13 protein-coding genes are annotated in these 14,938 nt (G+C 30.0%); 3 read left to right on the top strand and 10 right to left on the bottom strand.

Annotation, left to right across the window (positions count from 1 at the left end; translation table 11 throughout):
- Positions 1-4: 4 nt before the first annotated feature.
- Positions 5-1,021, top strand: a complete 1,017-nt coding sequence (locus tag KK2020170_RS01450; RefSeq protein ID WP_221259969.1) for an FAD:protein FMN transferase — start codon at positions 5-7, stop codon at positions 1,019-1,021.
- Between the two features lie 120 nt (positions 1,022-1,141).
- Here the strand turns inward: KK2020170_RS01450 and KK2020170_RS01445 are convergent, their stop codons facing one another.
- Genes KK2020170_RS01445 through map form a run of 3 tightly spaced genes read right to left on the bottom strand, consistent with a single transcriptional unit; the run spans position 1,142 to position 3,528 of the window.
- A complete protein-coding gene (locus KK2020170_RS01445; RefSeq protein WP_221259040.1) occupies positions 1,142-1,912 on the bottom strand; it encodes a class I SAM-dependent methyltransferase in 771 nt (256 codons plus the stop codon).
- On the bottom strand, positions 1,912-2,697 hold the full coding sequence (locus tag KK2020170_RS01440) for a DUF3667 domain-containing protein (RefSeq protein ID WP_221259039.1): 786 nt from the start codon (positions 2,695-2,697) through the stop codon (positions 1,912-1,914). Before KK2020170_RS01440 ends, KK2020170_RS01445 begins: the two co-directional genes overlap by 1 nt.
- 12 nt (positions 2,698-2,709) lie before the next feature.
- Positions 2,710-3,528, bottom strand: a complete 819-nt coding sequence (map, locus tag KK2020170_RS01435) for a type I methionyl aminopeptidase (RefSeq protein ID WP_221259038.1) — start codon at positions 3,526-3,528, stop codon at positions 2,710-2,712.
- 120 nt (positions 3,529-3,648) lie between these two features.
- Here map and KK2020170_RS01430 point away from each other — a divergent pair, with 120 nt between their 5' ends.
- Together KK2020170_RS01430 and rbp are read left to right on the top strand one after the other, a co-directional pair.
- Complete coding sequence (locus KK2020170_RS01430) at positions 3,649-4,923, top strand: acetyl-CoA hydrolase/transferase family protein (RefSeq protein ID WP_221259037.1); 1,275 nt, start codon at positions 3,649-3,651, stop codon at positions 4,921-4,923.
- A 73-nt stretch (positions 4,924-4,996) separates the two neighbouring features.
- Positions 4,997-5,329: an RNA-binding regulator gene (gene rbp / locus KK2020170_RS01425; RefSeq protein WP_221259036.1), complete on the top strand. Its 333-nt coding sequence runs from the start codon at positions 4,997-4,999 to the stop codon at positions 5,327-5,329.
- A 51-nt stretch (positions 5,330-5,380) separates the two neighbouring features.
- Here rbp and KK2020170_RS01420 read toward each other — a convergent pair whose 3' ends face one another.
- The 7 genes from KK2020170_RS01420 to KK2020170_RS01390 form a co-directional block, all read right to left on the bottom strand.
- Complete coding sequence (locus tag KK2020170_RS01420; protein ID WP_221259035.1) at positions 5,381-6,766, bottom strand: TolC family protein; 1,386 nt, start codon at positions 6,764-6,766, stop codon at positions 5,381-5,383.
- Positions 6,767-6,773: 7 nt separating this feature from the next.
- A complete protein-coding gene (locus KK2020170_RS01415) occupies positions 6,774-8,117 on the bottom strand; it encodes an HlyD family secretion protein (protein ID WP_221259034.1) in 1,344 nt (447 codons plus the stop codon).
- Between the two features lie 3 nt (positions 8,118-8,120).
- Positions 8,121-9,770: a peptidase domain-containing ABC transporter gene (locus tag KK2020170_RS01410; RefSeq protein WP_221259033.1), complete on the bottom strand. Its 1,650-nt coding sequence runs from the start codon at positions 9,768-9,770 to the stop codon at positions 8,121-8,123.
- A 5-nt stretch (positions 9,771-9,775) separates the two neighbouring features.
- Complete coding sequence (locus tag KK2020170_RS01405) at positions 9,776-10,447, bottom strand: TetR/AcrR family transcriptional regulator (protein ID WP_221259032.1); 672 nt, start codon at positions 10,445-10,447, stop codon at positions 9,776-9,778.
- A gap of 113 nt (positions 10,448-10,560) precedes the next feature.
- Positions 10,561-10,758, bottom strand: coding sequence for a hypothetical protein (locus KK2020170_RS01400; protein WP_221259031.1), 198 nt, complete (start codon positions 10,756-10,758; stop codon positions 10,561-10,563).
- Positions 10,758-12,275: a 2,3-bisphosphoglycerate-independent phosphoglycerate mutase gene (gene gpmI / locus KK2020170_RS01395; protein ID WP_221259030.1), complete on the bottom strand. Its 1,518-nt coding sequence runs from the start codon at positions 12,273-12,275 to the stop codon at positions 10,758-10,760. The genes KK2020170_RS01400 and gpmI overlap by 1 nt, the downstream gene beginning before the upstream one ends.
- Positions 12,276-12,361: 86 nt before the next feature.
- Positions 12,362-14,788 carry a DUF5916 domain-containing protein gene (locus KK2020170_RS01390; protein ID WP_221259029.1) on the bottom strand — a complete coding sequence of 809 codons (2,427 nt, stop codon included), beginning with the start codon at positions 14,786-14,788 and terminating at the stop codon, positions 12,362-12,364.
- Between the last annotated feature and the right edge of the window lie 150 nt (positions 14,789-14,938).

Raw genomic sequence — 14,938 nt, 5'->3', positions numbered from 1 at the left:
GATTATGTTGGATTTACGTTTTTTAAAATTACTTATTTTTTTTGTTTTAATTTCTTGTCAAACTGAGAAAAATGAACAGTTTTTCCTCATTCAAGGTGAAGCACAAGGTAGTACGTATTCCATTAAATATATTGCAACTGAAGAAGTTGTTTCTAAAACAGAAATTGATTCCTTATTAACGGCTTTCGATAATTCTTTGTCGACATATAAACCAACTTCTTTAATTTCTAGTATCAATCAAGGCGATTCAATTATAGTTGTAGATAATTGGTTTGTAGAAACATTTAAAGCATCCAATAAAATTTATAAAGAAACTAACGGACTTTTTGATCCAACGATTGGTGTTTTGGTCAATGCGTATGGTTTTGGTCCTAATCATCAGAGAAAACACTTGAATCAAAATCAAATTGATAGTTTATTGAATTTTGTGGGTTTCAATAAGGTGACTTTAAATTCAGATAAAACCATATCAAAAAAACATCAAGAAACCTATTTCGATTTCAATGCTATAGCACAAGGTTATTCGGTAGATGTTGTAGCCGAGTTTTTACAATCTAAAGGAATTCAAAATGCGATTGTTGAAATTGGTGGAGAGTTGGTTGGATTTGGAACAAATACGATTCAAAATAAAAATTGGATTGTAGGTATTGATGATCCTTTACAAAAGCCTGACGAAGCACGTAAGTTAATTGAAACCGTTCAACTTAAAAATTTAGGCTTAGCTACTTCAGGAAATTATAGAAAAGTAATAACTAATTCAGTTACTGGCGAAAAATTTGTTCATACTATTAATCCTAAAACTGGTAAACCACAAAAAAGTAATGTTTTAAGTGCAACCGTTATAGCTCCAACATGTATTATGGCTGATGGTTATGCAACCGCTTTTATGGTAATGAGTTTAGAAGAAGGAAAAGAATTTGTCGAAAAGCATCCTGAATTATATGTGTTGATTTTGTATTCAGATGAAAACAATCAAATGCAACGTTTTCAATCAGATAATATTAAAACTTTGATGAATTGAATTTACGTCAGTTCGAGTTTTTTGTGAAACAAAAAGTATCGAGAACAACGATAGTTTAAAAACTTCTCGATACAATTTTTCTCAATTTTTTCGAAAAATCACTCGAAGTGACGAACTTATTTATTTTCTAACAACAGGAATAATTTCACCTTTTGCCAAACAATATTTCTCAACTAATTCAGGAGCCAATTTTGAAGTGTAATCTACTTCTTCTACTTTAAAACCGATACTACGTAGTTTATCGAAATAATCTCTTCCGTAAACACGAACGTGATCGTATTGCCCGAAGATTTTTGCTCGTTCTTTAGCATCCGTTATTGAATCGTCTGCAAATGTTTTTTCACGTGATAAATCTTGTGGAATTTGGAAGATTCCCCAACCGTTTGGTTTCATAACGCGATATAATTCCTGCATCGCTTTAGTATCGTCAGGAATGTGTTCTAAAACGTGATTACAAAAAATAATATCATACGAATTGTCTTCAAAAGGAAGATTACAAATATCCGCTTTTACATCTGCCAAGGGTGAAAGTAAATCGGTTGTAGTGTATTCAATATTATTTTGCTTTTTGAAGCGTTTGTAAAATTCTTGTTCAGGAGCAAAGTGTAAAACTTTTAATTTTTCATTGGAAGTGAAAAAAATCGTTTCATTTTGTAAATACAACCATAACAAACGATGTCTTTCTAGCGAAAGTGTACTTGGCGAAAGTACGTTATTTCTTTGGTTACCATAGCCATAAGGCAGAAACATGCGAAAGCTTTTTCCATCAATTGGATCAGTAAAACGATTTCCTTTTAGCATAAAAGCTAAAATAGGTCGGACTACTATGCTTAAACGAATTAAGATTGGTCTCGGAATTGTATTTAAAATAAATTTGAAAAGCTTTTTCATTACATTACAGTAAGTGCGTATATTATACCTATTAAAGCTGAAATCATAGCAATTATACCGAAATAAAATATAAAAAATATAATAATATATTTAATCCCAGTAGTAATACTTTTTATCAGGCTAAGGTTATAAAGTTTTTTAAATGCAAAAAGCGTAAATAAAATAAATAAGAAAAAAAACAGTAATGAATAAACGCCAAAACTTATTCCTAAGCTATTTACTAAAACTACCTGTAAGAATAATGATATAAAACCCAAATTACTTTGTAAGTAACTATTGAATACTAAATGTTCGAAAAAATTATGCCCTCTTTTTTTGAATGTAATATAACTTGATAAGGAATATAATGGAATTAATAGTAATACAAAAAAGTTGTAGTAGCTCATTAATTTTTCCATAAAGCCCGTCATGTCGATTTGAGGAACATTTACCGATGTTTCTGAAGGCTTATATCCTTTTGAGAATCCTTCTGAATAATCTAAAATTATTTCTAATGGGAAAAATTTATAAAAAAACACAGCTACTGTTGCATACAAAATTATATATGAAAACGGTTGAAAATATTTTTTTCTTGCACCATTAATATAAGCTTCTAAAACATCTTTTGGATTCTTAAAAAGTCCAAAAAAAGTTCTCCAAAAATTATTGTCCCAACTAAAAAATGGACCGATAAATTCTTCCCAAGTTCCTGACAAGGAAAGTCTTTCATTTACAATTTTAGAACCACAATAGGAACAATAGTGTGCGTCATTTTCAATTTGGGATTTACAAGTTTTACAATTCATGCAAAATGATTATTATAAAGCTAAACGTTTTTGTCTAAATTCATCTTCTTCATTTGAAGTAATTCCTAATGCTTCATAGATGTAAGCAAATGTAGATAATAATTCAGGTTTTCCATCAACTATGGCTACATCGTGTTCAAAATGAGCACTTGGTTTTCCGTCAGCTGTTGTAATGGTCCAGCCGTCTTTGTGTTGACGAATATTTTTAGTTCCCATGTTAATCATTGGCTCAATTGCAATGACCATTCCATTGACTAATTTTTTACCACGTCCTCTTTTTCCATAATTTGCTACTTCAGGATCTTCGTGCATTTTACGACCAATTCCGTGTCCGCACAATTCTCTAACAACACCATAACCATGTTTCTCGCAATATTGCTGAATAGCGTAACCAATGTCTTCCACACGATTCCCCACTTTAGTTTCTCGAATTCCTACATATAACGATTCTTTAGTAACTTGAAGTAGTTTTTTAGTTTCTGGAGCTACTTCACCTACTTCAAAAGTATAAGCGTGATCACCATAAAAACCATTTTTTAAAGCTCCACAATCTACCGAAATAATATCGCCTTCTTGCAATGGAATATCATTTGGAATACCATGGACTACTTGTGTATTTGGACTCATACATAAAGAATTAGGAAACCCATACATTCCTAAAAAAGCAGGTTCAGCACCATGGTCGCGAATAAATTCTTCTGCCAATTTATCTAAATATAATGATGTTACTCCGGGTTTAATTTCTTTAGCAACCATTCCCAAAGTTTTAGAAACAATTAGCGCACTTTCGCGCATTAATTCTATTTCTTCTCGTGTTTTTATTATGATCATAATCCAAATTTCTGCCGCAAAAATACAATAAATAATTTAGAGTTTTTCTTAACTTTCTAATGAGAAAAGTCATGTTTTTTAAAAACTAGAGGAAGTAAATTTGTTCAAAATTAATTAGGTATGGAAAAATATGTATCAGCAGTAGAAGCTGTTAAAGTAGTAAAAAGTGGCGATCGAGTCTATGTACAAGCTGCAGCAGCGACTCCTACAGTTTTAACAAAAGCACTTTCGGAAAGAGCTAATGAGTTAAGGAATGTAGAAATATGTCATTTACATACTGAAGGAGATGCTCCTTATGCAAATCCGGAATTAAAAGATAGTTTTCATGTAAACTCATTTTTTATTGGAGCAAATGTTCGGCATACGTTAACTGCAGGGAATGGTTCTTACACGCCAGTTTTTTTGAGCGAGCTTCCGTTATTGTTTAGAAAGAAAGTAGTGAAATTAGATGTAGCTTTTATTCATGTCTCACCACCTGATAGTCATGGGTATTGTTCTTTAGGCGTTTCTGTAGAGGCAACTGTAGCAGCTATAGAAAATGCAAAAATTGTAATTGCTCAAGTAAATCCACAAATGCCAAGAACTTTTGGTGATGGAATTTTACACGTTTCAGAAATTGATTATTTGGTTGAAATTGATGAACCTATTTTTGCACATGAAGTAGCTCCCTTTACAAAAGAAGAAGAAAAAATAGGGGAATTTATTGCTTCTTTAATTGAAGATAAAAGTACGCTTCAAATGGGAATTGGTTCCATTCCAAATGCAGCTTTAAGTAAGTTAACGAATCACAAAGACTTAGGATTACATACAGAAATGTTTTCTGATGGAGTTATAGACTTAATTGAGAAAGATGTTATTAATTGTAACTTTAAAGGAACTTTGCGGGGAAGAGCATTAGCAACTTTTTTAATTGGTTCTAAAAGATTATATGATTTTGTAAACGATAACCCTTTTATTGAAATGAAAGAATCGTCTATGGTTAATGATACTGCTAGAATTCGTAAAAACCCTAAAATGGTTGCAATTAATTCAGCAATAGAAGTTGATGTAACTGGGCAAGTTTGTGCCGATTCTATTGGAAGTAGAATGTATTCTGGTGTGGGTGGTCAAATGGATTTTATTAGAGGAGCTTCATTAAGCGAAGGTGGGAAACCAATTATAGCTTTACCTTCGGTAACAAAAAAAGGGGAAAGTAGAATTGTTCCATTTTTAAAACAAGGAGCTGGTGTTGTTACTACAAGATCTCATGTCCATTATATTATTACCGAAAATGGTATTGCCGATTTGTATGGAAAAACTCTAAAGCAAAGAGTAGCAGAAATGGTGAAAATTGCTCATCCAAATCATCAGGAACGAATTGATAGAGAGTATTTTGAGTTGCTAAAATGTAAATAATTGAAAATAAATTAAATAAAAAAATTTTGATAGCTTTAAAAGACTACCTTTGACACAAATTAATTTATTTTAAATGAACATTTTTGTAGGAAGCCTTCCTTTTAACGTAGAGGAAGCAGATTTAAGAGAGTATTTTGAAGAATACGGTGAAGTATCTTCTGTAAAAATTATTACAGATAAATTTACAGGAAGAAGTAAAGGTTTTGGATTTGTTGAAATGCCAAGTGATGAGTTTGCTCAAAAGGCAATCGATGAACTAAATGGAGCAAAAATTGACGGACGTGCAATTGTTGTAAACAAATCTGAACCAAAACCAGAAGGTGAAAGAAAATCTTTTAACCGTAATGGTGGTAATAATAGAGGTGGTTTTAACAGAGAAAGAGATAATAGCAGAAGCCGTTATTAATTTTGTTATAATTTTAAAATTTAAAACCCGACTTTTTAAAGTCGGGTTTTTTTATTCTGGTCTACCAATAGTCTTAAATAAATTTAAGTAAGAAGTTAAGAAAGTATTTTCAAGGCTAATAGTTGCTAGTTGACTACTAACTAAAGAGTTTTCTCTTGAGTTTATTAAAAATACAGAACTTTCGCCTACTTGAAACAAACGTTCTTCACCTACAAGCATAGTACTGTAATTTTCAACCAACATTGTGTTAAGTTCTAATTGTTTTTTATAGGAAATAATCTCCCTTTTTTGAGCTTCAATTTTATTTTCAAGATTTAGTTTTTCAAATGAAAAACCAAATTCTGCATCTTGAAGTTGAATTTTTGCAAGTTTTAATTGAGCTCTTTCCTTTCTTAAAAAAAGTGGGAATGAAAAATTTACTCCAATTTTATAATCTTCTAATCTATAATTTTCAAACGCACTAGGTTCAGAAAGATAGTTATAACTTGCTTCTAGCTTTGGTAATATTTTGTTTGCCTGAAGATTTTTATCTACTCTAAAAATATCTATTTTACTTTTTAAGGCGTTTAGTTTTGGTAAATTTTCTACTGATATTTCATTTAGATTTTCAACATTTAAAAGATTAGGAAGCGTTAATTCTAAATTCTTCTCTGGATATAAATCTTCGCTAATTTCTAGCGGAACGTTATTATTTGTCCATAAAAAGTTAGATAGTTCTAAGCGGGCTTTAAATAATTTTAAATTGGCTTTTTCAAGACTAAGTTTTCGAGCATTAAGTGTTATGCCAACTTCTACGCTATCAATAGCTGGTTTGTCACCATATTCAATAGATTTTACAATTCCATTGTATCGAATTTTTGCGTTTTCTAGATATTCTAAATAAAGTTTAACTTCGTCATAGCTTTGTTTCCAATTTAAATAACTTATAGAAGCTTCATATATAACATCAGTTAAAAGAATTTGTTGTTCGGCTTGTGCTACATTTTGATACAATTTTGCTTGTTTCAATTCAGCCATACGCTCGTTTATCCATAATCCTTGTCCAATAGGGATAGTTACTCCAAGTGATGTAAGCCCATTATTTGGTAAAGTATTTTCTGGATTAATGTAAATTCCTTCATTGTTATCAAAGGCCGCTTTAATTTCAATCCCATACCATGTAGGAATTTTAAAACTTCCATTTAAAAAACTATAATATTGTTTGTCACTATATTGTTTTTCATCATAGCTGGCTTCAATTTTAGGGTCAAAAGCACCACGAGCTTTCATTAACTTTGCTTGACCTTCAGTAATTTTTAAGTTAGCTTGTTTGGCTAAAGGGTGAAATTTCTTTACATAACCTATATATTCTTCATAAGTTAATTCATTTGAAATTTCTTGACTCCAAGTGTAACTAAAGCTTAGCAAAATCAATACGATGTAATTAATTTTTTGCATAAAGTACTTATTTGGATTCATTATTTGTTGTTGGTTGATAGTAATTTGGTGGAAAACCATTTAATGTACGCCATATCTCGAACCAAATAGGCACATCTTGTAATAGAGCTAAAGTTTGTGTTCCTGCACCAATACTTAATTGCTCTGGCCATTTTTTCTCTGCCGGATCTGGGGCAATTAAAACTCTGTATTTCCCATTTGTACTTATAAAGTTTTCTTTAGCTACTATTACTCCGCCAAATGTACCATATGAAATCCCTGGCCAACCACTAAATACTATTGTCGGCCATCCGTCGAACCACACTCTTACTTTTTCACCTTTATGTATTAAAGGGAAATCTACTGGATCAACATAAGTTTCAACTGCTAGTTCAAAATTTGCAGGCATTATACTTACAATTGAAGTACCTTCTTTAATAGTCTCGCCAAGTCCTGATTGTAATGCTCTATTTACATAACCATCTTGTGGAGCTGTAATATAGTATAAACCATTTCTAATTTGGTAATTCGTATATTGGTTTCTCAATTTATTTACTTGAGCTTCCGTGTCAAATTTAGAGCTTAATGCTGTTTGTTTATCGCTACTAGCTTTTGCTGATTTTTCAGCATATTCAGCATTAATCCTATTCAATTCCATAGTTGCATTTAGCACCTCATTTTGACTTGAAATGAATTTGTTTTCCTGAGTAATTATTTTAGCTTGCATTTCTTGAAGCTTAACACGTTTTTCCTCAACCGCAGTCATAGGTTTTAAGCCTTCTTTATTCAAGGCTACTGTTCGGTTATATTGTGTTTCTGCAATTTTTAATTGCGTTTTTATGGCTTCTAAATCTGTGCTATCACTTTTAACTTTTAAATACGACTGTTTTAATTTATTCTGAGCTTGTTTAAATTTTAAGTTTCTTTCACTATTGATGGCTCCTAGTTGAACGTCTAAAGCTTTTACTTTTTCATCATAAGATACAACTGCACTTTCTTTTGCTTTAACTTGATTACCTGTGTTTTCAACTAAATTTGGATCTAAATAATCTTCTTTGATTTCAGATATAAAAAGAATAGTATCTCCTTTTTTTACAAAATCACCTTCTTGTACATACCATTTCTCAATTCGTCCAGCAATTGCAGTGTGAATAGTTTGTGGGCGCTGATAGGGTTTAAGTGTTGTTACATATCCATTACCAGAAATATTTTGAGTCCAAGGTAAAAACAAGAAAATAAAACCAATTATTGCAAAAACCAGCATTATCTTTCTAATTACCAAGTAGCTTTTATTATCTCTAAATATAAATCCAGATTTATATTTGTTTAAATCGATTAAAGAATCAATTCTATTTTTAGTTATGTTGAGCATAATTTATTCTTTTATTTTACCTTGATCTAGTGTGTAAGTAATTGTTTTACTATTTTCCCAAGCTTTATTATTTGTAATAACTACTACTGTTAAGTCGTTTTGTTCTTCGAGTAGATATCTAATTATTTGTTTAGCTTGAGTAGGTTCAACTTTATTTAATGAATCTTCAAGTAATAAAATTCTTGGTTTCATTAAAATTGCCCTTGCAATTAGAATTTTTTGAACTACTGATGAATTTATTTGTTTTCCATCTGTAAATAACTTTGTATCCAATCCATTGGGTAATGATTTTATAAATTCAGTTAAAAGAACTTTGTCTAAAACTTCTTTTATTTCAGTCATAGTAATAAATTGATTATTGAAAGTTAAATTTTCTAGAATTGTACCTTCAAATGTTCCTTGATTGTATGTTACAATACTTATTTTTGATCGAATTTCACCTACGCAAATCTTTTTGCTGTTTGTATTGTTAATAAAAACGGTTCCAGAAGTAGGTTCAATTATTTTAGCCAAAAGACGCATCAGAGTTGTTTTTCCAGATCCATTAGGTCCGTTGACAACGATTTTGTCGCCTTGTTGAATTTTTAAATTTATATTGTCAAGTATTAAAGTTTCACTGTCAGGATATTTGTAACTAATATCTTTAAGTTCTATATCGAGATTTTTTTCTAAGTATTCACAGTCTTTGCTTCCTAAATCTTTTTCGATTTCTAAATCTACAACTGTTCCTATTTTCTCTAATGAAGTTAATACATCATAAAACAATTCAAGAACACTAAATAACTTTTCTACTGCATTAATAATTGTAAGAATGATAATTTCAGCAGCTACAAATTGTCCAATATTCATTTGTTGATTCAAAACTAAAAGCCCACCAATTATTAAAAGTCCAGCTGTGATTAATGTTTTGAAACCAACTAATTGAATAAATTGTTTTTTTAATATTTGAAAGTGACTTTCTCTATATTTTAAATATTCAGTTACGTATTTGTCATTTTTATTTAATGAAAAGTCAAATAAATTTTCGTTTTTGAAACTGATATTATTTCTAGCAATTTCTTGTATCCAATGGGCTACTTTATACTTGTACTTTGATTCTTTTAAACTAGTGTTTATTCCAGATTGAAAGTTAAGTTTAAAGATGTAGTATAATAATACCGAAAGTATAATTCCAAAAAAGATAAAGAACGAGTGGTATAGAGCTAAAAGAATTAATCCGAAAATAATTTGTAAGACAGCTGTAGAACTATCTAATAGTAATTTTGAAAGTCCTTTTTGAACCGAAATAGTATCGAAAAATCGATTTGCCAGTTCTGGTGGATATTTATTGTATAGTTGTTCTTGTTTTATTTTTGGAAATCTGTATGCAAATTCAAATGAAGAACGAACAAATATTTTTTGCTGTAAATTTTCAGAAATTCTAAACTGCATAATTTTAAATATCCCAACAAAGACAACTCCAATAACCACAAAAATTATTAAGATTATCCAAGATGTAGATATTTTTCCTGCTTGAATTAAATTTACTATTGATTGAATCCCTAGTGGTAAACTCAAACTGATTAACCCGCCAAAAATTGAATATAAGATTATCTGATAGATATCTTTTTTGTCAAGTTTAATTAAATTTTTAAATCTTTCAATTGGTGTCATATTTTTTATAGTAGTGTTTTTTTGATTAAGTCTTTATAAAATTCCGAAAGACAAATGTTCTCAGATAAATTAGTTAAATTCGAAAAATGGTCTTTCAAATAATGTTGGTGTAAAGAACCTTCAACAATTGAAGAAGCTAATGTTTTTGCGAATTTATATTTAGGGTTTAATTCTGTGAGCATTTCTTCAACTCTCGTGATAACTCTTTTATAAACTTGAAAAAAACCATCTTTATTTTCTTGGTCTACTTCTTTTGTTAAGAATGTTTTAGAAAATTCAGCAATAATAATTCTATTTAAAACAGATTCATTAATGTGCTTTGTTGAATCGTCGTCTTCAATTTTTTGAGTTAAAATGTCTACTGCTTTTTCTAGTTTTTCTAATGGATTTGAAATGTTGTTTGTTGTAAAAACTAAACGATATTCAACCCATGACCAATACCAAGTTGATAGGTAAAGTAAAAGTTTATGTTTACTTTCAAAATAACGATAGATTGAACTTTCGTTCGATTGAATTCGCTCACCAAGTTTTCTAAATGTAAATGATTCAAATCCAATTTCATCAATAAGTAAGATGCTATTCTGTACGATGTTCTTGCCTAATTCTGTTGATTCAGGATCTTTTACAAACATTTTTTTGTTTATTGTAATAGATAGATTTTGAATTAACTTATCCATATTATGAAAGTTTAACTATACAAATATAATAGTAATACTATTAATTTATAAAAGTTTAACTTTTAATTTAGAATTTTTCAATAAAAAACCCCGAAATATTTCGGGGTTAATTGCTATAATTTTATACCTATTGTCTTAGTTTTTCCGTTTTCTCCATCAATGCCGTCTTTTCCATTTTCTCCTTTTTCATTTAAAGATGTCCCACTTTTTCCGTCTTCACCTTTTGTTCCATTTTTACCTGAAGATCCTTTTAAACTTGTTGAGCAGCTAAAGAAAATTATTCCAATTAATAAATATAAAACTTGTTTCATTATAATAGTGATTTACAAGTCATAGCTTTTGGTTGTTCTATACCCATCAACTTTAAAATTGTAGGAGCAATATCACCAAGAACGCCATTGTGTATTTCTTTTAGCTCATTATCTATAAGAATTAAAGGAACTGGATTTGTTGTGTGTGCTGTATTAGGTGAGCCATCAGGGTTAATCATTGTTTCACAATTTCCATGATCGGCAATTAACAATGTTGTGTAATTGTGTGCTAGAGCGGTTTCAACAACTTCTTTTACGCAAACATCAACCGCTTCACATGCTTTTATGGCAGCTTCCATGACACCTGTGTGTCCAACCATGTCTCCATTGGCAAAATTTAAACACACAAAATCTACTTCTTCCTTTTGCAATTCAGGAATAAGTGCATCTTTTAATTCATAAGCACTCATTTCTGGTTTTAAATCATATGTGGCAACCTTTGGCGAGTTTTTTAATATCCTCAATTCTCCATTAAATGGTTCTTCACGACCCCCAGAAAAAAAGAATGTAACGTGAGGATACTTTTCTGTTTCTGCAATTCGGATTTGTTTTTTGCCTGCTTTTTCTAAAATTTCGCCTAAAGTTTCGGTAATATTTTCTTTATCATAGATTACATGTACATTTTGAAATGTTTCATCATAATTTGTCATAGTTACATAATACAAATTTAATTTGTGCATGTTTTGTTCATGAAAATCTTTTTGCGATAAGGCTTCTGTTAATTCACGTCCTCTGTCTGTTCTGAAGTTAAAAAAGATAACTACATCTCCATCTTTAATTGTTGAAAGAGGTTCATTATTGTCGTTAGTTAGAACTATAGGCTCAATAAATTCATCAGTGATGTTTTTATTGTAGCTTTCTAAAATACTTTCTTCAATATTTTTAGTCTTTTTACCTTCTCCATTTACAACTAGATCATAAGCTAATTTAACGCGCTCCCATCTTTTATCTCTGTCCATTGCGTAATACCTTCCAATAACAGAAGCTAATTTTGCATTTGTGTTGTCTAAAAATAAGTTTAAATCACTTATGTATTTTAAACCAGATTTTGGGTCAACGTCTCGTCCATCTGTAAATCCATGTACAAACATGTCTTTTACGCCATTCTCCTGAGCTACTTCAATTAGTCCTCTTAAATGCGATGTGTGACTATGAACACCACCATTTGAAACTAATCCTAGAAAATGAATAGGTTTATTGTTAGCTTTAGCATATTCAATAGCATCCATCAAAGCTTTTTCATTTTGCATGGTTTTGTTTTGAACTGCTAGATTGATTTTAGCTAAATCTTGATATACAATTCGTCCAGCACCAAGATTCATGTGTCCAACTTCAGAATTTCCCATCTGACCATCAGGTAAACCAACATTAAGACCGTCAGTTCTTAATTGTGCATTTGGAAATTTTGTATAAAGAGAATCTATAAAAGGAGTATTGGCATTATCAATTGCAGAAACCTTAGGGTCAGGAGATTTTCCCCAACCATCTAAAATCATTAAAATAACTTTTTTATTCATCTTAAATGAGAGTTTTCACAAAGGTATAAAATTGTAAGAGCTTGTAATCGAAATCATGCAGTAAATTGCGAAATCGATTTAGTTAGTTAACCTTTATTAAACCAGCCTTTAGCTTGATTGTAATCTATATAATATCTTATGCTTAATGAAAATATATGATTTAGATTATCAGATAATAAGTTTGAAAAATTTGAACTAAAATCCTTATCAATATCTCGTGAGAATACATTTGCGTTATTTCGGTACAAAATGGAAATTTGACTTCCAGGAGCAAACCACCAAGAATAAGACAAATCTAAATTCCATGTGCTAAAATCAGAATTTTTATTGTCAGTATAGATTGAAGTTTCCGTTAATGTGCCATCATTATTAAGTGTATGAATTGTATTGTTTTCTGCGTAAGACCAATAATGGCGCACTGTTAAATTAAAATTCATATTACTATTGATAGAATATTTACTAGATATGGAATTAGTATAGGTATCTCTATCTCTTTTTGCAAAATAAATATTAGTTGCGTCTTGATCGATAAAACCTACATTGTTTATTTGCTTAAAGATATCAAAGCTATAAATTAATGAAAGTCTATCATTGAAACGGTATCTTGGGCTAATTGAAATTCCATAATTGTACCTGTTTTTTTCAAAAGTGTTAGTTATGTAAGGGTTAATATCAATAGCAAATTTGTTATTGTAATTAGTAGAAATGTATAGATTTCCCCCATAGGTTTCAGGATAAATAACAAATTTACCTTCTTGTCGTGCTTCATAATAATCATAACTTTTAAAAGGATTGTAATTAAATCCGCCTCCTACATAATGGTTTTTTTTGTTGTTTCCTCCAAAATTAATATTAAAATTACTTCCTTGAATTCTTCCTGAGTCATTATTGTATTCGAAATATGAGTTTAAGTTTACTCTAAAAGTATTAAACAATTTACTTGGATTTAAAATTCTGTAATTAGCATTGCTAGACCATGAAGTATAATTTGTTAAAAAATTGATTCCTAAATCATTGTTGTCAAATTCTTTAGAAACATAATTTACACCTGTAGAAAATCGAACTTTCCCAGCTGTTTCAGCTAAGTATAATGAGGTGTTATATCCATTATAATTTTGAATGTCATAAATAGAACTCATTTTCATGTCGCCAGAAACATTAAATGTGTTGTTTTTGGTATTTAAATCAAATAAAATTCCAGTTACATTTGCGTCTCTATAACTTCCATCACGAGTAACATTTGTGTTTATTAAAGTAACAGAGGAGTTTTTATTAAATCTCTGATCTAAAACAGTTACATTATAGTTGGTCAAAGGAGAAATTAAAACTTCTCGATTCGTATCTGTAGTTGAATTGTATGCATTAACAGTAGTTCTCTCAGTAATTGCATTTAAAAAGCCTATTCCTAAGCCGTCTTTATCTCTGCCAGATATTTTTACTGCATTTAATAAATTTATTGACGCTGGAAATTCAGTTATATTTTCATTTTCATTCAAATTAATTGGTAAATTTGGTACAGAACCAATTCTTCTTGAATATAGTAAGTTTCCTTTGCTAAACAAATCTGTTCCTTCAGTAAAAAATGGTCTGTTTTCATTAAACTGTTGTTCAAATGGGCCAAGATTTAAAACTACATTGTCAAATTTTGTTTGTCCAAAATCTGGAACTAATATTGCATCAAGTGTAAATGCATCATTTATTCCATATTTTATGTCTAAACCAATTTTACCAGTTAATTCTTCATCATTTTTGTTTACACTGTAATAACCAGACGAATAAGGTATAAAAAATAGACGAGTAGGTGTTTTAATATTTTCGATGCCATCTAAAATTCCAGCTTGTTGAATAACAGCACCAATTTTTGCATTTACTGGCTGCCATGTATAGATTTGTCTGAAGCGTCTTAATTCTCGAACAAAATTTAAACCCCAAGTTTGTTTGCTTTCCTGTGAGAAACGAAGTGCCGCATATGGAATTTTCATTTCAACAACCCATCCATCATTAGTTATTTTAACTTTACTAGACCATATTGAATTTAAACTAAAGTCTTCTCCGTTTTGATCAGTTGCAACACAATCTAATTGTCCGCCAGCAGCTGTTACAAAAAATCTAAAATCTTGTTGGCCATCATTGTAGCCATTAATAAATACACCAAATGCATCAGAAGTTCCAAAATTGTCTCTTTCTGTAATTTCTTTTAGAATTTTATCAGGTTCTTCATCTCTAAGAATTGCTCCAATATAGATGGCTTCATTATCATAAAGTATTTTTACATCTGTTTTAAATTTTTCATCTATGGCTTTACCATTGTCAGGTTCATACATTACGAAGTTAGTTGCAGATTCTACAGTGCTCCAATCTTCTTCGTTTAATTGTCCGTCTATTAATATCGTGGTAGTTGTCTTTTTAGTATATAATTTTTTCTTAGAATTCTCGTTTAGATTAAGTTCTTGTGCTTCAATAGTGAATAATGAAAAAAGGATTAAGATATTGACTGTTAGTCTTTTGAGCATTTGATGATGATTTTGTCAAAATTATAATTATTAAATTTTATGAGAAAAAAATTATTAAATCTTTAACTTTTATGTAGTTTATCGATTAAATGCACAAAAAATTCGATTAAATGCGTAAAAAAATTTGTTTGGTAAAAAAAAATAAATATA

This window comes from Flavobacterium okayamense (assembly GCF_019702945.1).
In the GTDB taxonomy this organism is placed as follows: Bacteria; Bacteroidota; Bacteroidia; order Flavobacteriales; family Flavobacteriaceae; genus Flavobacterium; species Flavobacterium okayamense.
The sequence above is the reverse complement of the archived record's forward strand: the minus strand, read 5'-3'. Positions and strand labels throughout refer to the sequence as shown.